We start from the raw sequence: 19,821 nt of genomic DNA, 5'->3' as shown, positions 1-19,821 counted from the left end.
GTGTTGTGCAAAGTCAGGCTATGTAGCCCCGGTGTCATCGCCATGAATGTTTGGTGATGCTTATATGACAGCCCACGAGGAGCCTCTGATGACCTGGTCGACCCTGCTTGAATGCCGCGAACGCCTGCCTGCTGTTGCCGACCTGGCCGAGGGCTTCGCCACGTTGCTGCAGCAACTGGGCAGCGTGACGCCGTTCGAACTGGCGGTGGCGGGAGGGCGGCGGATGGCGACGCCGGGGCTGGCGTTTCTGGTGGGCTATCAGGCGGCGCTGCGCATGCTCTGGCCGAGCGCGCCGCCAAGCCTCGGGGCGATGTGTGCGACCGAGCAGCGCAGCCTGCGCCCGGCGGACATGCAGACCCGGCTCACGGATCTGCGCCTCACCGGGCAAAAGGATTTCGTCACTGCCGGCGATGCGGCGGACTGGCTGCTGATCGCTGCCCGCAGTGAGCAACCCGGCGAATCACCGCGCCTGAGTCTGGCGGTGGTGTATCCCGGCGAACCCGGCGTGCGGGTGGAAAAACTCCCGGCGCTGCCGTTGATGCCGGACATCAGCCATGGTCGGTTGCATCTCGACGATGCGTTGTGTGAATTGCTCGCCGGCGATGGCTGGGATGCTTACGTCAAACCGTTCCGAACCCTTGAAGACATTTATGTGTTGAGTGCAATGACCGCGTGGTTGTACGGCGTCGGTCAGGACAGCGGCTGGCCGCAGCCGCTGCAATTGCGCCTGCTGGCGCTGTTGGCCGGTTGCGCGGAAGTCAGTCGCCAGCCGCCGAACAATCCCGCCGGGCATGTATTGCTCGGTGGTTTGTTTGCGCAGTTCGACGGGCTTAAAACGGAAGTCGATCAGGCCCTGCGCAACGGCGATCCTGAGTGGGCGGCGATGTGGCAGCGCGATCAGTCGGTCATGCAACTGGCGGCGGGCGCGCGGGCCAAACGCCTGGCCAAGGCGTTGGCGGTGGACTGACCAGCCTCATCGCTGGCAAGCCAGCTCCCACACAGTCGCTGGTGTACAGGCTATCAATGGCAATCCTCTACCCCTGTGGGAGCTGGCTTGCCAGCGATGGCGATCTCATGGCAGCCGAAATCTCAAATTTGTCATCAACCCTGACTACCCTCAGCAGGTTCTCCCCAAGAGCCCTCACCATGTTCAAAGGCCTGTCCCTGTTTCTGCTGCTGATCAGCTTCACCGTTCAGGCCGAACAATGGCCGGGCGAGCAATGGCCGACCGGCCCGAAACTCACCAGCCCGGCCGTCGATGCATTGGAGGCCTACGCCTTCCCGACCCGCGATGACAGCACCCGCCAGGGCATCCGCACTGACGCCTTGCTGGTGATCCGTGACGGCCAGCTCATCTACGAACGCTACGCCGCCGCGACCACCGCCGACACCCCGCACCTGACCTGGTCGATCAGCAAAAGCCTGATGGCCACGGTGCTCGGCGTGGCGTACGGTGAAGGCCTGGTCAAGCTCGATGACCCGGCCGCGAAATATTACCCGGTGCTGGAAAAACACCCGGCCATCACGATCCAGGATCTGCTGCACTGGGCCTCGGGCATCGACTGGCAGGAAGACTACGAATACGCCCCATTGAAATCCTCGGTGGTGGCGATGCTCTACACCCGTGGCCACCGCGACATGGCCGCCTTCACCGCCGATCACGACAGCTACGCGCCGGCGGGTCAGGCGTTCCGCTATTCCAGCGGCGACAGCAATCTGTTGGCCGCCGCGCTGAAAACCATCGTCGGTCCGCAACGTTATCCGGACTATCCGTGGACTGCGCTTTTCGAACCCTTGGGCATCCGCCATGCCACGTGGGAAACCGACGCCACCGGCACGTTCGTCGCCTCTTCCTATGCCTATATGACGGCCCGGGATCTGGCGCGAATCGGCCTGCTGATGGAACGTGACGGACGCTGGAACGACCGGCAGTTGTTGCCCAAAGACTGGGTCGCCTTCAACCGCCAACCCTTTGCCGGCTACAAGGCCCATCAGGACGAAGCCGTGCCCGGCGGCCACTGGTGGCTCAATCGCCCGGCAGACGGCGCGCCCTCACCTTGGCCCGACGCACCGCCCGACACCTTCGCCGCCCTCGGCCACTGGGGCCAGGCGCTGTACGTGATCCCGAGCGAAAAACTGGTGATCGTGCGCTACGCCGATGACCGCGACGGCAGCTATCGCCACAACGAATTGCTCAAGCGTGTGCTCGGGGCGGTGCGGCCATGAAACTGTTCAGACGCATCCTGCTGGTGCTGTTGGTCGTGCTGCTGGGCTGGGGCTGGCACGAGCGCGAAAACCTGTGGGCCTTCCCGGACATCATCAGCGCTTACACCGCCAAGGAATATTGTTCGTGCCGCTACGTCATGAACAACGACGCCGAATATTGCCGGGGCTACGTGAAGCAGTGGCTGCCCAGCGAACTGACCGATGACCGCACGCAAAAAATCGTCACTGCCAGCGGCCTCGGACGCAGCAACAGCGCCCAATGGCAGGGCGAACGCCAGGGCTGTCGCCTCAATCCATGATTCAGACCCGATTGGCAAACCACTGATAAACACTGTGGGAGCGGGCTTGCCCGCGATTGCGGTGTGTCAGGCGCCGAAAATGTCACTTGTGCCGGCGCTATCGCTGGCAAGCCAGCTCCCACAGGATGGGTAAAGCTTGCGGTTCCACCCTGTGGAACCACATTCGATTGTCCTCTCGCGTGTCTCGCGGTTATCTGGCGGTGAGCACGACCTGCCGTTCACGTGTCGTGAAACAACACCGAACAAAAAGACCGGGAACACCCGCGCGAGGAGATCCGTCATGCCCCGACATCAGCACATTCTGGCTTGGCTCAACGATGTGGCCAGCGACCTGCACGCCACCCGCCAGGACATTCACGCCCACCCTGAACTCGGTTTCGAAGAAAGCCGCACCTCGGCGCTGGTCGCCCGGTCGCTCGAAGACTGGGGTTATGAAGTCCACACCGGCGTCGGCAAGACCGGCGTGGTCGGCGTGCTGCGCAACGGCAGCAGCACACGCAGACTCGGGCTGCGGGCCGACATGGATGCGCTGCCGATCATCGAGAACACCGGTGTCGCCTACAGCAGCCGGCATCAAGGCTGCATGCACGCCTGCGGGCATGACGGGCACACTGCGATGCTGCTCGGCGCAGCGCGTTATCTGGCGGCGACCCGCCAGTTCGACGGCACCCTGACGCTGATTTTCCAGCCCGCCGAAGAGGGCCAGGGCGGGGCGGAAGCGATGCTCGCCGATGGCCTGCTCGAACGCTTCCCGTGCGATGCGCTGTTCGGCATGCACAACATGCCGGGCCTGCCAGCGGGGCATCTGGGCTTTCGCGAAGGGCCGATGATGGCTTCGCAGGATCTGCTCACGGTGACCATCGAAGGCGTCGGCGGCCACGGCTCGATGCCGCATCTGGCGGTGGATCCGCTGGTCGCTGCGGCCAGTGTGGTGATGGCTTTGCAAACCGTGGTCGCGCGCAATATCGATGCGCAGCAGGCGGCGGTGGTAACGGTCGGCGCATTGCAGGCCGGCGAAGCGGCGAACGTGATTCCGCAACAGGCGATCCTGCGCCTGAGCTTGCGTGCGTTGAATGCCGAAGTCCGTGTTCAGACACTGGACCGCGTACGCTCGATCATCGAAGCCCAGGCCGAGAGCTTCGGCTGCACCTCGACCATCGAACACCGTCCGGCCTATCCGGTGCTGGTCAACCACGCCGCCGAAACCGAGTTCGCCCGTCAGGTCGGTGTCGAACTGGTCGGTGCCGACGCCGTCGATGGCAACACACCCAAACTGATGGGCAGCGAAGACTTTGCCTGGATGCTCCAGCGCTGCCCCGGCGCGTACCTGTTCATCGGCAACGGCGTGGCGCGGCCGATGGTGCATAACCCTGCCTACGATTTTAACGACGACATCCTGCTGACCGGCGCGGCGTATTGGGGCGCGCTCACCGAGAGCTGGCTCAAGCCGGCCTGATTTCTTCACTTTTTGCTGCCGCTGGAACGCAGGTGCGCACGCGCCTGCGTGGTCAACCCACAGCTTCTGGAGAATCCCCATGCAGACTTCGAACGCAGGCGTTTCGCGCACCCGGCAAGTGGTCGCCGCCGTCATTGGCAACGCCCTGGAATGGTACGACTTCATCGTTTATGGCTTTCTGGCGAGCATCATCGCCCGGCAATTTTTCCCGTCCGACGACGACTACGCTTCGCTGCTGATGGCGCTGGCGACCTTCGGCGTCGGCTTTTTCATGCGGCCGGTGGGCGGCATCCTGCTCGGCATCTACTCCGACCGCAAAGGTCGCAAAGCCGCGATGCAGATGATCATCCGCCTGATGACCGTGTCCATCGCCCTGATCGCGTTCGCGCCGAACCACGCCGCCATCGGCATGGGCGCGCCGTTGCTGATCGTGGTGGCGCGGATGCTTCAGGGTTTTGCCACGGGCGGTGAATACGCCAGCGCCACGGCGTTTCTGGTGGAGAGCGCGCCGGCCCATCGCAAGGGCCTGTACGGTTCCTGGCAACTGGTCGGGCAATGCCTGGCGGTGTTCAGCGGCGCGGCGATGGTGGCGCTGGTCACGCACCTGTTTTCCCCCGAGGCGCTGGACAGTTGGGGCTGGCGGATTCCGTTTGTGCTCGGCCTGTTGATCGGCCCGGTGGGCTTGTGGATTCGAAAGCACATGGAGGAACCGGAAGAGTTTCTCGAAGCGCGCAAGAAAGCCAAAGGCGCAGCCCCCGGCCTGTGGCAGGTGTTGCGCGAACATCGCCGCAGCCTGTTGGTGTCGATGGGCCTGGCGTGCGGGGCGACGGTGTCGTTTTACGTGGTGCTGGTGAACATGCCGACCTTCGCCCACAAGAACCTCGGTCTGCCGCTGGACCAGGTGTTGCTGGTGCAGATGCTTGCGGTGGGGTTGATGACCGTGGTGATTCCGTTCTCCGGCGCCCTGTCGGATCGCCTCGGTCGGCGGCCGGTGCTGATGGCCTTCACCCTGGCGTTTTTCGTCATGGTCTATCCGCTTTACGTGTGGGTGGCGGCGGCGCCTTCGATCGAGCGTTTGCTGGTGATGCAACTGCTGCTGTGCGCGGCGATTGGCGGATTCTTCGGCCCGGCCCCGACGGCATTGGCCGAGCAGTTCCCGATCGAAGTGCGCTCCACCGGCGTGTCCGTGGCCTACAACGTGGCGGTGATGGTGTTCGGTGGTTTTGCGCCGCTGATCGTCACCTGGCTGAGTAAAGTTCTGAACACCCCGGTGGCGCCGTCGTTCTATGTCTTGTTCGCTTGCCTGCTGACCCTGCTCGGTACTTACTGTTTGCAGGAGGCACCACGCGCGAAGAAATCCGTTGCGCTCAACCTGGGAGTGAAACCGTGAGTCCGTTAGCCATTGATCCGATTGTCGCCCTCGACGCCGATGCGCTGTCCCGGGCGATCCATGCCCGCAAGATGTCGTGCCGTGAGGTGATGCAGGCCTACCTGACGCACATTGATCGCTTCAATCCGGCGGTCAATGCGCTGGTTTCGCTGCGCCCGCAAGACGTGCTGCTGCGCGAGGCCGATGAATGCGATCGGCAACTGGATCGCGGCGAGTCCCGAGGCTGGATGCACGGCATGCCCCAGGCGATCAAGGACCTGGCGGCCACCGCCGGGTTGCGCACGACCCTCGGCTCGCCACTGTTCGCCAATCAAGTGCCGCAGCACGACGCGATCAGCGTGGCGCGGGTTCGCGACTGCGGCGCGATCATCATCGGCAAAAGCAACGTCCCGGAATTCGGCCTCGGTTCGCAGACCTACAACAGCGTGTTCGGCACCACTACCAACGCCTACGATCCGAGCCTGATCGCCGGCGGCAGCAGCGGCGGGGCCGCGGTGGCACTGGCCCTGCGCCTGCTGCCGGTGGCCGACGGCAGTGACATGATGGGCTCGCTGCGCAACCCGGCGGCGTTCAACAACGTGTTCGGTTTCCGCCCGTCCCAGGGCCGCGTGCCCCACGGGCCGATGCCGGAAGTGTTCGTCCAGCAACTGGCCACCGAAGGACCGATGGGGCGCACGGTCACCGACGTCGCGCGATTGCTCTCGACCCAGGCCGGCTACGATCCGCGCGTGCCGCTGTCGCTGGCTGATGAACCACGGGATTTCGGGCTGGATCTGCAACAGGACTGCAGCGGCCTGCGCCTCGGCTGGCTCGGCGATTACAACGGCTATCTGCCGATGGAAGACGGCGTGTTGAGCCTGTGCGAATCGGCGCTGGCGGATTTCAGTGCGCTGGGTTGCCACGTCGAGGCCTGTCAGCCGGACTTTTCCATGGAACGCCTGTGGCAGACCTGGCTCACCCACCGGCATTTTCTGGTGCAGGGCAGCCTCGGCGCGGCGTATGCCGATCCGCAAAAGCGGGCGTTGCTCAAACCCGAAGCGCAATGGGAAATCGAAGGCGGTTTGCGTCTGACTGCTGCCGAGGTTTATCAGGCGTCGGTCGCGCGCAGTGAGTGGTATCGCGCGTTGAGCGAGTTATTCGAGCGTTACGATTTCCTGCTGTTGCCCACCGCCCAAGTGTTCCCTTTTGATGCACAGCAAGCGTGGCCGCGAGTCGTCGGCGGGCAGACCATGGACACCTATCACCGCTGGATGGAGGTGGTGATCGGCCCGACGCTGGCGGGGCTGCCGAGCATCAGCGTGCCGGTCGGTTTCAACCTGGCCGGGCTGCCGATGGGCCTGCAAATCATCGGCCCCGCCCAGGCGGATCGGGCGGTGCTGCAACTGGCCTACGCCCATGAACAGCTGACCCGCTGGGTCGAACGGCGACCGCCGGCATGCCTGCAATCAGCCTGAGCGGCCCGCATCTTGCTGCACGAAGTGATCTTTCATCCGTATCCATGGAGGTCGAACACATGGGCAGCAAGGCAGACACTGGTAGCGTGCGCTCGGTCGAACGGGCGCTGGCCATCGTCGAGTTGCTCGGCGAGCATCAGGCGTTGGGGCTGGAAGAGTTGCACTACCTGACGACTCTGCCCAAGGCCACGGTGTCGCGGATGCTCGCGACCTTGCAGGAGCAGGGCTGGATCTATCGCGGCCTCAGCGATCGCCGCTACCGGTTGTGCGCCAAGCGACTGTTCGGTGACCGTCAGCAACGTTTCAAACGCCACCTGGTGGAAAGCGCCGCGCCGATGCTGCTGGAGCTGAGCGAGCGCACCGGGCTGGTGGCGGATCTGTCGTGCTTCGACGGCGAGCGGGTCGAAGTGATGGAAAGCGCGATTCCGCAAGTGCTGCGCAAGCGCTATCCGAACAACTGTCAGATCGTCGGCCATCACGCCAGCCTGTTTCATTCGGCCATGGGCCGCGCGTGCCTTGGCGAACTTGATAGCCGGGACGTGAAACGTCTGGCCGAACGCGAACAGTTGGCGGATGACGGTGTATTGCAGGCCACCGAACAAGCCTTGCATCAGGGCTTCGGCCAGCGCACCGAAGGTTATTGGGAATACCCGGTGCGCCTGCCGTTCCTGATTCGCGCGGTGGCCTTGCCGATTCGTGCGCAAGGGCGTCTGGTCGGCAGCATGGCGCTGCACTGGCCAATGGATCAGGCGCCGGTGGAACGGGTGCTGAGCCTGCACCTCAACAGCCTCGCGTCGACCATCGGCGAGGTGCAGCAGGCATTGGCCTGAGTGTTTGCACAGACTGACAGTTTGCAATAACGCCAAGGCCAGTTAAGGTTCGTGCACGTTTATCGTCCCCACGAGTCTTCAATGTTCAACCGTTCTCTGTGCAACGCCTTCGCCGGCCTGCTGCTGGGCGCCGCTGCGCTGCCGGTCCAGGCCAACTGGTATCTGGACGGCGAATCGTCGCGGCTGTCGTTCGTCAGCACGAAAAACGCCAACGTGTCCGAAGTACAGCGCTTTCTGGTGCTGCACGGCAAGGTCGATCCCGATGGCCGCGCCGAAGTCGAAGTCGAGCTGGACTCGATCAACAGCGGCATCCCGCTGCGCGACGAGCGCATGCGCAAGGAGCTGTTCCAGATCGAGCAATTCCCCGAAGCGACCATCACCACCCAGATCGACCTGCGCCCGATCAACGATCTGGCCCCCGGCGCGCAGCTTGAATTGCGCCTGCCGCTGACCGTCAACCTGCACGGCAAACAGCACGAATACCCCGCCGAACTGCTTGCCACGCGCCTTGATGACCGACGCTTTCAAGTGGTGACGCTGGAGCCGCTGGTGATCAGCGCCGAGGATTTCGATCTGCTGCCGGGCCTGGAAAGCCTGCGCAACCTGGCCGGCCTGTCGGCCATCAGTCTGTCGGTGCCGGTGGGTGCGGTGCTGATCTTCACGGCGCGCTGACATGCGCGGCGCGGTGTTTCCGTGGCGTGATGGCAACCGCTTCGAGCTGTTGATCGACGGCCCGCAATTCTTCCCGCGCATGCTCGACGAGATTGCCCGCGCCCGTGAGCAGATCGAACTGGAGCTGTATCTGGTGGAAGCCGGTGCCTGTGCCGAAACCATCGTGCAGGCACTGGTGCTGGCGGCGGAGCGGGGCGTGCGGGTGCGTTGCCTGTTCGATGATTACGGCAGCCTCGCGTTTACCCTCACGCTGCGCCGGCGGCTGACTGGTGCCGGGGTCGAGCTGCGTTTTTACAACCGGCTGAACTGGCGGCGCTGGGTCGGCAATTTCTATCGCGATCATCGCAAGCTGTTGCTGGTCGACCAGCGTCTGGCGGTGGTCGGCGGCACCGGGGTCACCGATGAGTTCTGGACGCCGGGCCACGACACCAGCGAATGGCATGAGGTCATGGTGCAGATCACCGGCCCGCTGGTGCTCGACTGGCAGTTGTTGTTCGACCGCCAATGGATCGCCAACCGCCATCGCCGGGCGTGGCGGCCCAATGCGCATTTCGGCCTGCCACGACTGCCGCGCGTGCCGGACACGGGCGAGGGCATGGGCCGTGTGGCCTACGCCGACGCCCGCCAGCATCGGGACATTCTGCAATCGCTGTTCCGCGCCTTGAACAGTGGCCAAAAGCGTATCTGGCTGGCCACGCCGTACTTTCTGCCGACCTGGAAAATCCGCCGCTCCCTGCGCAAGGCTGCCGCTCGGGGGCTCGATGTGCGTCTGCTGCTGACCGGACCGCGCACCGATCACCCGTCGGTGCGTTATGCCGGGCACCGCTACTACCCGCGCCTGCTCAAGGCCGGGGTGAAAATCTACGAATACCAGCCGTGTTTCCTGCACCTGAAAATGGTGCTGGTGGACGACTGGGTGAGCATCGGCTCGTGCAATTTCGATCACTGGAATCTGCGCTTCAATCTTGAAGCGAATCTGGAAGCGCTGGATCCGTCACTGACGGCAGCGGTGGCGGCGAGTTTCGAGAAGGACTTCGGCCTGAGTCAGCAGGTGAGTCTGGAGGAATGGCGAAAACGGCCACTGTGGCGGCGGGTGAAGCAGCGGATCTGGGGCTGGGTGGATCGGGTGGTGGTCAACTTGCTCGACAGACGCGGCTAGTCGCAGTTGATCGTTCCCACGCAGAGCGTTGATCGTTCCCACGCTCCGCGTGGGAATGCAGCCCGGGACGCTCCGCGTCCCAAAGCGGACGCAGAGCGTCCATTGAGGCATTCCCACGCGGAGCGTGGGAACGATCGGTTAGCTTTAACAGTTACAGCAGTTCAAAGCTCTGCTGCGTCACGTCCTGGGAGTCCAGGCCGATCTGCACGTTGAACTTGCCAGGCTCGGCCGCGTACTTGAGCTGGGCGTTGTAGAACTTCAGGTCATCCTCGGTGATGGTGAAGTGCACAACCTTCTGCTCGCCGGCCTTGAGCATGATTTTCTGGAAGTTCTTCAGCTCCTTGACCGGACGGATCATCGAACCGGTGACGTCCTGGATGTACAGCTGCACCACGGTTTCGCCGTCACGCTTGCCGGTGTTCTTGACCGTGACACTGGCGTCGAGCTTGCCGGTGGCGTTCAGGGTGGTCGAGGACAGCGCCATGTCGCTCAGGCTGAAATCGGTGTAGCTCAGACCGAAACCGAACGGGAACAGGGGACCGGTGGTGTCATCGAAATACTGCGAGGTGTAGTTGCCCGGTTTGCCCGGCGTGAACGGCCGGCCAATGCTCAAGTGGTTGTAGTAGGTCGGGATCTGGCCCACGGAACGCGGGAAGGTCACCGGCAGCTTGCCCGACGGGTTGTAGTCGCCGAACAGCACGTCGGCGATGGCGTTGCCGCCTTCGGTGCCGCTGAACCAGGTTTCCAGAATCGCGTCAGCCTGTTCTTTCTCTTCGAGGATCGTCAGCGGACGGCCGTTCATCAGCACCAGCACCAACGGCTTGCCGGTGGCTTTCAGGGCACGGATCAGCTCACGCTGGTTTTCCGGGATGTTCAGGTCGGTGCGGCTCGACGATTCGTGAGACATGCCACGGGACTCGCCCACGGCCGCGACGACCACGTCAGCGTCTTTGGCGGCTTTCACCGCTTCGTCGATCAGCACGTTGGCCGGGCGCGGGTCATCGACCACTTCCGGGGCGTCGAAGTTGAGGAAATTCAGGTAATCGAGAACCTTCTTGTCGCTGGTGATGTTGGCGCCACGGGCGTAGATCAGGTTCGCCTTGTCGCCGATCACATTGCTCATGCCGTCGAACAGGGTCACCGATTGCGCCGGACGACCGGCGGCGGCCCAACTGCCCATCATGTCGATCGGGGCCTTGGCCAGCGGACCGACCAGCGCAACCTTCGCGGTTTTCTTCAGCGGCAGGGTTTCGTTCTGGTTCTTCAGCAACACCAGGCTGCGACGCGCCACTTCGCGGGCATCGGCGCGGTGCAGGCGACTGTCGGCGTAGGTGTCGGCCGGATCGTCTTCGGCCTTGCCGATGCGCAGGTACGGATCCTTGAACAGGCCCATGTCGTACTTGGCGGCGAGCACTTCACGCACCGCGTTGTCGATGTCTTTCTGCTCGATCTCGCCGGACTTGAGCAGCCCCGGCAGCTCTTTGCCGTACAGGGTGTCGTTCATGCTCATGTCGATGCCGGCCTTGATCGCCAGCTTCGCCGCTTCACGACCGTCGCGGGCCACGCCGTGCTTGATCAGTTCGAAAATCGCGCCGTGGTCGCTGACCGCCAGCCCCTTGAAGCCCCACTCCTTGCGCAGCAGGTCGTTCATCAGCCAGGTGTTGGCGGTGGCCGGGATGCCGTTGATCGAGTTCAGCGCCACCATCACGCCACCGGCGCCGGCATCAATTGCGGCGCGGTACGGTGGCAGGTAGTCCTGGTACATCTTTACCGGGCTCATGTCGACGGTGTTGTAGTCGCGACCGCCCTCGACCGCGCCGTACAGGGCGAAGTGCTTGACGCTGGCCATGATGCTGTCGGCCGCGCTCGGGGTCTCGCCCTGATAGGCCTTTACCATGACTTTGGCGATGCGTGAGGTCAGGTAGGTGTCTTCACCGAAACCTTCGGAGCTGCGGCCCCAGCGCGGGTCGCGGGAGATATCGACCATCGGCGCGAAGGTGATGTCGAGGCTGTCGGCGGCGGCTTCCTTGGCTGCAACGCGCCCGGACCGGCCAATGGCGTCCATGTCCCAGCTCGATGCCAGGGCCAGTGGAATCGGGAAAATCGTACGGTGACCGTGGATCACGTCGTACGCGAAAAACATCGGAATCTTCAGCCGGCTGCGCATGGCCGCGTCCTGCATCGGACGGTTTTCCGGGCGGGTGATCGAGTTGAAGGTGCCGCCGATGTTGCCGGCGGCAATCTCTTTGCGGATCAGCTCGCGGGGCATTTCCGGGCCGATGCTGATCAGGCGCAACTGGCCGATCTTCTCGTCGAGGGTCATTTGTTTCATCAGATGACTGATGAACGCGTCCTTGTTTTCCAGGGGGACCGGGGTCGTGGCGGCCAGTACTTGATGACTGGCCAGGCTGACGAACAGGCCCAGCAAACACAGCTTCTTCATGAATAGTTTTCTCAAGGGCCTAAACGGCGTTACAACACCGGCCAGCCAAAATGTAGGGAGCGACTATTGTTGTTCGGGTGCTGATTCAGAAAACGACAGCCGAATGTACGTCGAACGTCTCGGCGACATGATCGCGCAGGGCCTCTTTTTAGCCCATCGGCCCGCCGCAATCCAGTGGCGGGGCGATTATGCCGCAACCGCCGGCCAAGAATGTTTCGCGATTCATTATTCATGAAATATGTAAGGGAGCACCCGTCCGATGAATGTCAGTCCTGTCTACCGCTCGCGTTTGCAGGTCGCCACCCTGCTGGTGCTGGCCACGTTGTTGACCGCTTGCGGCATCAACAACATCCCGACCCTCGACGAACAGGCCAAGGCCGCCTGGGGCCAGGTGCAGAACCAGTACCAGCGGCGCGCCGACCTGATTCCCAATCTGGTGGAAACCGTGAAGGGCTACGCCAAGCATGAGGAAGAAACCCTGACCGCGGTGATCGAGGCCCGGGCCAAGGCAACGTCGATCCAGGTCGATGCCAGCACCCTCGACAACCCGGAAAAACTCAAGCAGTTCCAGCAGGCGCAGGATCAACTGACCGGTGCCTTGAGCCGGTTGATGGTGGTGTCCGAACGCTATCCGGACCTGAAGGCCAACCAGAACTTCCTCGCCCTGCAATCGCAACTCGAGGGCACGGAAAACCGCATCGCCGTGGCCCGTCGTGATTTCATTCTGGCGGTGCAGAAATACAACACCGAGATCCGCACCTTTCCTGGTCGCCTGTGGCACAGCGTGATGTACAGCGATCTGCCGATCCGTGAGACCTTCGAAGCCACCAGCCCCGGTGCGGACAAGGCCCCGGAAGTGAAGTTCTGAGCCGGGGATGCCCATGCGTGTGTTGAAGATGGGCCTGGTGCTGATGTTGTGGCTGTTCACCGTCAGCGCCCGGGCCGAAATGACCTTTCCGGCGCTGACCGGGCGGGTGGTAGACGACGCGCAGATGATCGAGCCGTCGGTGCGGGCGCAACTGAGCCAGCAGTTGCAGGCCCACGAACAGGCGACCGGCGAGCAGTTGGTGGTGGTGACGCTGCCGAACCTGCAAGGCGCCACCATCGAGGACTATGGCGTCGAACTCGGCCGGCACTGGGGCATCGGCCAGAAGGACAAAAACAACGGCGCGCTGTTGATCGTCGCCCGTGACGAGCGCAAATTGCGCATCGAAGTCGGCTACGGGCTGGAAGATCGCCTGACCGATGCCCAGAGTTCGGTGATCATCCATCAGGTGATCACGCCATCGTTCAAGGCCGGCAACTTCAGCAAGGGCATCAGCGACGGCGTGGCGGCGATGCTGGTGGTGCTGGGCGGCAATCCGCTGGACGAACCGTCCACGGTGTATGAGTCGGCTGGCGACCCCTCGGATGATTTCGTCTCGCGCCACCCGGCATTGTTCGTATTTCTGGTGATGTTGTTCATCCTGACTGTTTTTGTCTGCCAGATGCTCGGTATCCTTCCCGCCGGCCGGGGCGGCTCCGGAGGAGGGGGCGGCTTTGGTGGCGGAGGTTTTGGCGGCGGCGGCGGTGGAGGCGGGGGCTTCAGCGGCGGCGGTGGCAGTTTCGGCGGGGGCGGATCCTCCGGCGGCTGGTGATAACAATAATGAGCAGGCACTTCACGACATGGCATTACTGACTGAACACGAACAACGCAAGGTCGCCGAGGCCATCGCCCGGGTCGAGCGCGAGACCGACGCCGAACTGGTGACGGTGCTCGCGGCCCGCGCCGACGACTACGCGTACATCCCGCTGCTGTGGGCCAGCCTGCTGGCGCTGGTGGTGCCGGGGATCGTGCATTACCTGACGGGCTGGCTGACGATGCACAGCCTGTTGCTGGTGCAGTGGGTCAGTTTTGTCGTGCTGTGCCTGGTGTTTCGTCTGCCAAAGGTCACCACTCATCTGATCCCGCGCCACGTCCGCCACTGGCGTGCCTCGAACCTGGCGCGGCGGCAGTTTCTCGAACAGAACCTGCATCACACGGTGGGCAGCACTGGCATGCTGATTTTTGTCTGCGAGGCGGAGCGGTATGTGGAGATTCTGGTGGACGAAGGGATTTCCAGAAAGCTGGATAACAAGAGCTGGGATTCGATTGTCGCGGTGTTTACCGAGCAGGTGCGACAGGGGCAGACGTTGCAGGGCTTTGTCACCTGCATTGAAGCGTGCGGCGAGTTGCTCAAGGTGCATGTGCCGGTGACGCAGGTGAGGAATGAGTTGCCCAATCGCTTGGTGGTGTTGGGATAAGCCGTTCGGGAAATTAGCCGTGCCCTCGAACGCCATCCCCCCTAAACTAGCGGCCATTCCCGATTTGCCCGTCCGAGGCCGCTTTTTCCCATGTCCGTTACCGCTCCTTCCGCATCTGCCAGACCGGCGCCCGATCACCACGCCCGGTTCATCGAGCTGCTGCAAACCAGCCTCGAACAGAACGGCTTCATCAAACTGGTGCTGGCCAAGTACGTCGGCGAAGAAGCGGACCTGCAGCGGATCATCATCAAGCCGGTAACGGTCAAGGCGCAGCCGTGCCTGTCGTTCGTTTATCGCTACAAGACCCGCGACATTACCAAGAACCTGCCGTTGGACGAAGCGCTGGCGACGATTGCCGGGCTGCTGCCGGCGGCGTTCAAAAATGCGCATTTGCTGGCGCTGACTGATGAAGCCCAGCTCGAATACAGCAAAAAGGGCAAGAGCTCGCTGTTCATGAGCAAACCCCAGCAATTGCGCGAAGTGCCGTCCGCCGAGCACAACCGCGAGAAAAACCGCTTCCTCGATCTGAACCGACCGTTCCTCAAGGACCTGGGCGTGACCAACGCGCAACACGAGCTGATCCCGGCGATGTCGCGCAAGTGGAAGCAGATCAACAAGTTCATCGAGGTCTTCAGCCACGCGCTGACCTCGTCGCCGCTGGCTCTGGACAAACCGGTGCGGGTGGCGGATTTCGGTTCGGGCAAGGGTTACCTGACGTTCGCCATCCATGACTATTTGCGCAACACGTTGAAGGCTGAGGGCGAAGTCACCGGCGTCGAGCTGCGCGAAGAAATGGTCAATCTGTGCAACACCGCTGCCGCGAAACTGGAACATCCGGGGCTGGTGTTCAAATGCGGTGATGTGCGCAGCGTGGCGCCGAGCGAGCTGGACGTGATGATCGCCCTGCATGCCTGCGACATCGCCACCGATTACGCGATCCACACCGGCATCCGCTCCGGCGCCTCAATCATCATGTGCTCGCCGTGCTGCCACAAACAGATTCGCCTGCAGATCCAGAGCCCGGCGCTGCTCAAGCCGATGCTGCAATACGGCCTGCACCTGGGCCAGCAGGCGGAAATGGTCACCGACAGCTTGCGTGCGCTGTTCCTTGAAGCCTGCGGTTACGAGACCAAGGTGTTCGAGTTCATCTCGCTGGACCACACCAACAAGAACAAGATGATCCTCGCCGTAAAGCGCGCCGAGCCGGTGGACCCGACTCAGTTGCTGGTGAAGATTCAGGAGTTGAAGGCGTTCTACCAGATCAGCGAGCACTGCCTCGAAACCCTGCTGCTCGCTGACGGCCTGCTGAAGCTCAAGGCTTGAGCTGAACCCCCGCCGGTAACGTGCCCGGTTGAGCCGGGCGCACCGCGGTCTTGCGCCCGAGCATCACCGTCGCGATCACCCCGCAGGCGAACAGCCAGGTGATCGGCTCCACATGTTCCCCAAAGAACAGCGCGGAAAACGCGATGGTGAAGAAGATCTGCAACAGCTGGATCTGACTGACCCGGGCAATGCCCCCCATGGCCAGCCCGGCGTACCAGGCGAAGAAACCCAGGAACTGCGAAAACAGCGCGACGTAACCGAAGGCCCACCAGGTTTTCGCCGACACCGCGCCCTGATGCTGCAACGCCAGGTACAACACCGGACCGATCAGCAGCGGCGTCGACAGCACCAGCGCCCAGCAGATTACCTGCCAGCCGCCCATCTCCCGGGCCAGACGCCCGCCCTCGGCATAACCCAGACCGCCCACTGCAATCGCACCCAACATCAATAAATCCCCGGCCTGAATGCTGCCGGCGCCGGTGTACAACGCATAACCCAGCACCAGCGCACTGCCCAGCGCCGCACAGGCCCAGAAGGCTTTCGACGGACGTTCATGGGACAGCCACGCGGCATACAGCGCCACGCACAGCGGCTGCAAACCGTTGACCAGCGCACCGTGGGACGCCGGCAAGGTCTGCATGGCCCACGCCGACAGCACCGGGAAACCGAGAATCACCCCGGCAATCACCAGGCTCAGGCCTTTGACCTGCTTCCAGGTCGGCCACTTTTCCCGTCGCCACAACAACAGCGCCGCTGCCGGAATCGCCGCGAACAAGGCGCGGCCGAGGCCGTTGAGCAGCGGGTGCAGTTCCTGCACCACGATGCGGGTGAAAGGCAGGGTCAGACTGAAAATCACAACGCCGAGCAGGCCGAGGGCCATGCCGGTGTTTTCGCGCGAAGACATGAGGGCAAACCGATTCAAAGGTGGCAGGGAGGTGCCTTCATCTAGCCACAAACCACGGCAATCGGGCTGTTACAGCTGAGCGCAGAGTTATCCATACAGTTTGCGACGCCATCACGATCCTTGGACTACTGTGAATATTCCTGCGCATTCACCAGAGGAGTCCTGTCCATGGCCGCGAAAAAGATATTGATGCTGGTTGGCGATTACGTCGAAGACTACGAAGTGATGGTGCCGTTCCAGGCCCTGCAAATGGTCGGTCACACCGTGCATGCCGTGTGCCCGGACAAGGCCGCCGGCAAGACCGTGCGCACCGCGATCCATGACTTTGAAGGCGATCAGACCTACAGCGAGAAACCCGGTCACCAGTTCGCCCTGAACTTCGATTTCGCCAAGGTCGATGCCAAGGATTACGACGCACTGCTGGTGCCCGGCGGGCGTGCGCCGGAATACCTGCGGCTGAACGAAAAAGTCCTGGAACTGGTGCGTGCTTTCGACAAGGCTGGCAAGCCGATTGCCGCCGTCTGTCATGGCGCGCAACTGCTGGCGGCGGCGGGGATTCTTGAAGGTCGCGAGTGCAGTGCCTATCCGGCCTGTGCCCCGGAAGTGCGGCTGGCCGGCGGCACCTACATCGACATCCCGGTCACGGACGGCCATGTCCAGGGCAACCTGGCCACTGCGCCCGCCTGGCCGGCGCACCCGAAATGGCTGGCCGGTTTCCTGGGGTTGCTTGGAACCAAAATCACCCTGTGACACATCGATAAGGAGAAACACCATGTCCGGATGGTATGAGTTGAGCAAAAGCAGCAACGGCCAGTACAAGTTCGTGCTGAAAGCGGCGAATGCCGAAACCATTCTGACCAGCGAGCTGTACACCAGCCGCACGGCCGCCGAAAGCGGCATTGCCTCGGTGCAGACCAACAGCCCGCTGGACGAGCGCTACGAGAAAAAATCGACGAAGGACGGCCACCCCTACTTCAACCTCAAGGCAGCCAATCACCAGATCATCGGCAGCAGCGAATCCTATTCATCGGATGCGGCGTGTGCCAAAGGCATTGCAAGCGTCAAGGCCAACGGGCCGTCCAAGGTGATCAAGGACAAAACCCTGCCGGTGCTTTGAACCACCCATGACGTTCAGTCGCCAAATCCTTGGCGACTGAATTCTGGCTATGTGCCATCATTTCGCTTATCCTCCGCCGCCAATCCAAGGAAGGGGGTGTTGAGATGACTCTTTCGCGGAATTTTTGAACCACTGCCGCCAGAGTTTTCCCACTGATGATCCGCTTTTTCGTTGTCCTGACCCTGCTGCTTGGCTTGAGCGGCTGCTATAGCCTTTCCCCGACCCGAATCGATGATGAACTCGCACCGAGTGCCGATTCCGGCACAGCGTACCTGGTGGGTGTGGTCGGCATCTGGCCGAAAGCGGCCTATGCGGCCCAGGAACAGATGCTGCTGATCCGCAAGCGTGGCAGTGACGAATTCGCCAGCGCGCGCCTGCACAACGAGTTCTATGCCCGCACGGCACGGGACGTGCGCGAGACCGGCCGTGGTATCGGCACCCTGTTCGTGATGCCGCTCAAACCTGGACGCTACGAGATCTACAACGTGCGATTCGATCGCGGCAGATCGGTGTCCTGGAGCCGTGAAGACTTCACCATCGGCATGCAGCTCGAAGCGGGCAAGGCTTATTACATCGGTGACTTCCGCGCCGGCTGCGTGTCCCCCAGCGACAGCACCTGCCTGTTCCTGCACAGCGATCACCTCGAACGCGACGCCGCGCTGGTCCGCGCCGGGTATCCGCAAGTGCCCGGCCTGCAACGACTGGACATGCCGAACCTGTACACCGCCACACCGTTTATTCGTGAAGAGAACGGCACCAGCGCCTCCGTCTACAAAGCCATGCTCTCGGGGAAATTCTGATGCTCATCAAACGTCTGCTTCTGGGTTTGCTTCTGCTGCTCGGCGGTTGCCAGGCCACCCATTCGCTGAAGGCGCCGGACGTCGATTACAGCAGCCAGCAATTGCCGGCCATCAACGTCAGTGTGATCGGCATGCCAAGCTGGATGCTGCGTGACGAATTGCGTCGGCGTGGCACCTTTGAAGAAGTGAAGGCCGGTCGCAGCGAAGACGGCTACAACGTTTTAGTCATTGCCAACAGTGATGTCGGCGGGATTCAGCCGCAGATGCTTCTGAGCGCCTTCACTCTGTTTCTGGTGCCGGTGCCGGTGAGTTTCGACAGCACGGTGGTGTTCAGCCTCAGCCATGGCAAGCAGATACTGGGCGTGTACACCGTGAAGAACCACACCGAATCCTGGCGCGGCGCATTCAACGCCTCGGGCGGTCAGTTCGAACACATGCGCTTGATCAGCGACACGTTCATCGCGCAGATTCTCAAGGATCAGCCGTTCCACCGCGAAGCCATGAAACGCGCCGCCAGCCTCTGATCGACGGCCACAAACAATCCCGCCCGGGGTGAACCGGGCGGGATTTTTTTTCGTTTAGCGCAAGGTGTTCAGCAAGGCCTGCAATTGCGTACGCCCGGCCTCAGCCAGCGGGAACACCGGCAAACGCGGATCGCCGACTTCCAGATCGGTCAGGCGCAGACCGGCCTTGATCGTCGCCGGCAAGCCACCCTTGAGGATGAAGTCCAGCAGTGGCAACTGGCGGTAGAACAGCTCTCGCGCCTTGCCCAGATCCCCCGCCAGTGTGGCTTCGTACAAATCCAGATTGAGCTGCGGGATCAGGTTCGGTGCCGCCGTGCACCAACCTTTGGCCCCGGCAGCGAACGCCTCCAGCGCCAGTGGGTTGCAGCCGTTGTAGAACGGCACCCGGCCTTCGCCGAGCAGTTGCAGCTTGTGCATGCGCTGGATGTCGCCGGTGCTCTCCTTGACCATGGTCACGTTTTCCACGCCGTTGACGATGCGCAGGATCAGCTCCACCGACATGTCGGTGCCGCTGGTGGCCGGGTTGTTGTAGAGCATGATCGGCACGCCGATGCTGTCACCGATGGCGCGGTAGTGGGCGAGGATTTCCGCTTCGGTGAGCTTCCAGTAGGATGTCGGCAACACCATCACCACGTCGGCGCCGTGAGCTTCAGCGAAACGGGCGCGGCGTACCGCTTTGGCGGTGGTCAGGTCGGACACGCTGACCACGGTCGGTACGCGTTTGGCCACGTGCTTGATGCTGAACTCGGCGACCTGATCCCACTCCGCATCGCTCAGGTAGGCGCCTTCGCCGGTGCTGCCCAGTGGCGCAATGGCGTGGACGCCGCCGGCAATCAGACGGTCGATGGAGCGGCCGAGGGCCGGCAGGTCAACGCCTTCGCCGTTGGCGCCGAACGGGGTGATGGTGTAGCCGATGATGCCGTGAATATTGGACATGAGAG

The 19,821-nt window shown here is 62.7% G+C and carries 21 protein-coding genes; 18 read left to right on the top strand and 3 right to left on the bottom strand.

The window, feature by feature from the left end; genetic code table 11:
• Nucleotides 1-88 precede the first annotated feature (88 nt).
• The 9 genes from ACTJK7_RS09290 (at nt 89) to ACTJK7_RS09250 (ending at nt 9,486) form a co-directional block, all read left to right on the top strand.
• Nucleotides 89-967, top strand: coding sequence for an acyl-CoA dehydrogenase (locus ACTJK7_RS09290; protein WP_440780748.1), 879 nt, complete (start codon nt 89-91; stop codon nt 965-967).
• A 179-nt stretch (nt 968-1,146) separates the two neighbouring features.
• A complete protein-coding gene (locus ACTJK7_RS09285; protein ID WP_440780642.1) occupies nt 1,147-2,226 on the top strand; it encodes a serine hydrolase domain-containing protein in 1,080 nt (359 codons plus the stop codon).
• Nucleotides 2,223-2,525, top strand: a complete 303-nt coding sequence (locus tag ACTJK7_RS09280; RefSeq protein ID WP_064382984.1) for a hypothetical protein — start codon at nt 2,223-2,225, stop codon at nt 2,523-2,525. Before ACTJK7_RS09285 ends, ACTJK7_RS09280 begins: the two co-directional genes overlap by 4 nt.
• A 280-nt stretch (nt 2,526-2,805) precedes the next feature.
• The gene (locus ACTJK7_RS09275) at nt 2,806-3,981 is read left to right on the top strand and encodes a M20 aminoacylase family protein (RefSeq protein ID WP_108559956.1); all 1,176 of its coding nucleotides are present in this window, start codon (nt 2,806-2,808) and stop codon (nt 3,979-3,981) included.
• Between the two features lie 79 nt (nt 3,982-4,060).
• A complete protein-coding gene (locus ACTJK7_RS09270) occupies nt 4,061-5,371 on the top strand; it encodes a citrate-proton symporter (protein WP_064382988.1) in 1,311 nt (436 codons plus the stop codon).
• Entirely contained in the window at nt 5,368-6,825 is a 1,458-nt protein-coding gene (locus tag ACTJK7_RS09265) for an amidase (protein WP_108559958.1), read from the top strand. The genes ACTJK7_RS09270 and ACTJK7_RS09265 overlap by 4 nt, the downstream gene beginning before the upstream one ends.
• Nucleotides 6,826-6,884: 59 nt before the next feature.
• Complete coding sequence (locus tag ACTJK7_RS09260; protein ID WP_108559960.1) at nt 6,885-7,655, top strand: IclR family transcriptional regulator; 771 nt, start codon at nt 6,885-6,887, stop codon at nt 7,653-7,655.
• A gap of 81 nt (nt 7,656-7,736) precedes the next feature.
• The gene (locus ACTJK7_RS09255; protein WP_108559961.1) at nt 7,737-8,327 is read left to right on the top strand and encodes a YceI family protein; all 591 of its coding nucleotides are present in this window, start codon (nt 7,737-7,739) and stop codon (nt 8,325-8,327) included.
• Between the two features lies 1 nt (nt 8,328).
• Complete coding sequence (locus ACTJK7_RS09250) at nt 8,329-9,486, top strand: phospholipase D-like domain-containing protein (protein WP_323150793.1); 1,158 nt, start codon at nt 8,329-8,331, stop codon at nt 9,484-9,486.
• Nucleotides 9,487-9,637: 151 nt separating this feature from the next.
• Here ACTJK7_RS09250 and bglX read toward each other — a convergent pair whose 3' ends face one another.
• Nucleotides 9,638-11,929, bottom strand: coding sequence for a beta-glucosidase BglX (bglX, locus tag ACTJK7_RS09245; protein ID WP_108559965.1), 2,292 nt, complete (start codon nt 11,927-11,929; stop codon nt 9,638-9,640).
• Between bglX and ACTJK7_RS09240 the strand changes: the two genes are divergently transcribed.
• The 5 genes from ACTJK7_RS09240 (at nt 11,928) to ACTJK7_RS09220 (ending at nt 15,535) form a co-directional block, all read left to right on the top strand.
• Nucleotides 11,928-12,164, top strand: coding sequence for a hypothetical protein (locus tag ACTJK7_RS09240; protein WP_139831639.1), 237 nt, complete (start codon nt 11,928-11,930; stop codon nt 12,162-12,164). The two genes, bglX and ACTJK7_RS09240, sit on opposite strands and share 2 nt — an antisense overlap.
• Nucleotides 12,165-12,188: 24 nt before the next feature.
• Nucleotides 12,189-12,797, top strand: a complete 609-nt coding sequence (locus tag ACTJK7_RS09235) for a LemA family protein (protein WP_007957897.1) — start codon at nt 12,189-12,191, stop codon at nt 12,795-12,797.
• 13 nt (nt 12,798-12,810) lie between these two features.
• Complete coding sequence (locus ACTJK7_RS09230; RefSeq protein ID WP_108559967.1) at nt 12,811-13,566, top strand: TPM domain-containing protein; 756 nt, start codon at nt 12,811-12,813, stop codon at nt 13,564-13,566.
• Between the two features lie 28 nt (nt 13,567-13,594).
• Nucleotides 13,595-14,212, top strand: a complete 618-nt coding sequence (locus tag ACTJK7_RS09225) for a TPM domain-containing protein (protein WP_064383003.1) — start codon at nt 13,595-13,597, stop codon at nt 14,210-14,212.
• Nucleotides 14,213-14,302: 90 nt separating this feature from the next.
• The gene (locus ACTJK7_RS09220; protein WP_440780641.1) at nt 14,303-15,535 is read left to right on the top strand and encodes a class I SAM-dependent methyltransferase; all 1,233 of its coding nucleotides are present in this window, start codon (nt 14,303-14,305) and stop codon (nt 15,533-15,535) included.
• Here ACTJK7_RS09220 and ACTJK7_RS09215 read toward each other — a convergent pair.
• Complete coding sequence (locus ACTJK7_RS09215; protein ID WP_064383007.1) at nt 15,525-16,439, bottom strand: DMT family transporter; 915 nt, start codon at nt 16,437-16,439, stop codon at nt 15,525-15,527. The genes ACTJK7_RS09220 and ACTJK7_RS09215 overlap by 11 nt on opposite strands.
• Nucleotides 16,440-16,607: 168 nt before the next feature.
• Between ACTJK7_RS09215 and ACTJK7_RS09210 the strand changes: the two genes are divergently transcribed.
• From ACTJK7_RS09210 to ACTJK7_RS09195, 4 genes are all read left to right on the top strand, one after another.
• The gene (locus ACTJK7_RS09210; protein ID WP_007957909.1) at nt 16,608-17,189 is read left to right on the top strand and encodes a DJ-1/PfpI family protein; all 582 of its coding nucleotides are present in this window, start codon (nt 16,608-16,610) and stop codon (nt 17,187-17,189) included.
• 22 nt (nt 17,190-17,211) lie between these two features.
• Nucleotides 17,212-17,556, top strand: a complete 345-nt coding sequence (locus ACTJK7_RS09205) for a YegP family protein (protein WP_064383011.1) — start codon at nt 17,212-17,214, stop codon at nt 17,554-17,556.
• Between the two features lie 155 nt (nt 17,557-17,711).
• A complete protein-coding gene (locus ACTJK7_RS09200) occupies nt 17,712-18,356 on the top strand; it encodes a hypothetical protein (protein WP_064383013.1) in 645 nt (214 codons plus the stop codon).
• Nucleotides 18,356-18,880, top strand: a complete 525-nt coding sequence (locus ACTJK7_RS09195) for a hypothetical protein (RefSeq protein ID WP_064383015.1) — start codon at nt 18,356-18,358, stop codon at nt 18,878-18,880. The genes ACTJK7_RS09200 and ACTJK7_RS09195 overlap by 1 nt, the downstream gene beginning before the upstream one ends.
• A 54-nt stretch (nt 18,881-18,934) precedes the next feature.
• On the opposite strand, the gene ACTJK7_RS09190 is transcribed toward ACTJK7_RS09195, so the two are convergent.
• Complete coding sequence (locus ACTJK7_RS09190) at nt 18,935-19,816, bottom strand: dihydrodipicolinate synthase family protein (protein WP_108559973.1); 882 nt, start codon at nt 19,814-19,816, stop codon at nt 18,935-18,937.
• Nucleotides 19,817-19,821 lie beyond the last annotated feature (5 nt).

Source organism: Pseudomonas sp. 22085 (assembly GCF_052045815.1).
GTDB classification, from domain to species: Bacteria; Pseudomonadota; Gammaproteobacteria; order Pseudomonadales; family Pseudomonadaceae; genus Aquipseudomonas; species Aquipseudomonas glycinae.
Note: the sequence above shows the minus strand (reverse complement) of the source record. Positions and strands in the feature narration are given on the sequence as shown.

What these genes read in the sequence shown, in the direction of transcription:
- ACTJK7_RS09255 (WP_108559961.1), top strand. Translation starts at nt 7,737, where the DNA reads ATGTTCAACCGTTCTCTGTGCAACGCCTTCGCCGGCCTGCTGCTGGGC.
- ACTJK7_RS09285 (WP_440780642.1), top strand. Translation starts at nt 1,147, where the DNA reads ATGTTCAAAGGCCTGTCCCTGTTTCTGCTGCTGATCAGCTTCACCGTT.
- ACTJK7_RS09205 (WP_064383011.1), top strand. Translation starts at nt 17,212, where the DNA reads ATGTCCGGATGGTATGAGTTGAGCAAAAGCAGCAACGGCCAGTACAAG.
- ACTJK7_RS09210 (WP_007957909.1), top strand. Translation starts at nt 16,608, where the DNA reads ATGGCCGCGAAAAAGATATTGATGCTGGTTGGCGATTACGTCGAAGAC.
- ACTJK7_RS09230 (WP_108559967.1), top strand. Translation starts at nt 12,811, where the DNA reads ATGCGTGTGTTGAAGATGGGCCTGGTGCTGATGTTGTGGCTGTTCACC.
- bglX (WP_108559965.1), bottom strand. Translation starts at nt 11,929, where the DNA reads ATGAAGAAGCTGTGTTTGCTGGGCCTGTTCGTCAGCCTGGCCAGTCAT.
- ACTJK7_RS09250 (WP_323150793.1), top strand. Translation starts at nt 8,329, where the DNA reads ATGCGCGGCGCGGTGTTTCCGTGGCGTGATGGCAACCGCTTCGAGCTG.
- ACTJK7_RS09275 (WP_108559956.1), top strand. Translation starts at nt 2,806, where the DNA reads ATGCCCCGACATCAGCACATTCTGGCTTGGCTCAACGATGTGGCCAGC.
- ACTJK7_RS09235 (WP_007957897.1), top strand. Translation starts at nt 12,189, where the DNA reads ATGAATGTCAGTCCTGTCTACCGCTCGCGTTTGCAGGTCGCCACCCTG.
- ACTJK7_RS09215 (WP_064383007.1), bottom strand. Translation starts at nt 16,439, where the DNA reads ATGTCTTCGCGCGAAAACACCGGCATGGCCCTCGGCCTGCTCGGCGTT.
- ACTJK7_RS09290 (WP_440780748.1), top strand. Translation starts at nt 89, where the DNA reads ATGACCTGGTCGACCCTGCTTGAATGCCGCGAACGCCTGCCTGCTGTT.
- ACTJK7_RS09195 (WP_064383015.1), top strand. Translation starts at nt 18,356, where the DNA reads ATGCTCATCAAACGTCTGCTTCTGGGTTTGCTTCTGCTGCTCGGCGGT.
- ACTJK7_RS09190 (WP_108559973.1), bottom strand. Translation starts at nt 19,816, where the DNA reads ATGTCCAATATTCACGGCATCATCGGCTACACCATCACCCCGTTCGGC.
- ACTJK7_RS09225 (WP_064383003.1), top strand. Translation starts at nt 13,595, where the DNA reads ATGGCATTACTGACTGAACACGAACAACGCAAGGTCGCCGAGGCCATC.
- ACTJK7_RS09200 (WP_064383013.1), top strand. Translation starts at nt 17,712, where the DNA reads ATGATCCGCTTTTTCGTTGTCCTGACCCTGCTGCTTGGCTTGAGCGGC.
- ACTJK7_RS09280 (WP_064382984.1), top strand. Translation starts at nt 2,223, where the DNA reads ATGAAACTGTTCAGACGCATCCTGCTGGTGCTGTTGGTCGTGCTGCTG.
- ACTJK7_RS09270 (WP_064382988.1), top strand. Translation starts at nt 4,061, where the DNA reads ATGCAGACTTCGAACGCAGGCGTTTCGCGCACCCGGCAAGTGGTCGCC.
- ACTJK7_RS09240 (WP_139831639.1), top strand. Translation starts at nt 11,928, where the DNA reads ATGAATAGTTTTCTCAAGGGCCTAAACGGCGTTACAACACCGGCCAGC.
- ACTJK7_RS09220 (WP_440780641.1), top strand. Translation starts at nt 14,303, where the DNA reads ATGTCCGTTACCGCTCCTTCCGCATCTGCCAGACCGGCGCCCGATCAC.
- ACTJK7_RS09260 (WP_108559960.1), top strand. Translation starts at nt 6,885, where the DNA reads ATGGGCAGCAAGGCAGACACTGGTAGCGTGCGCTCGGTCGAACGGGCG.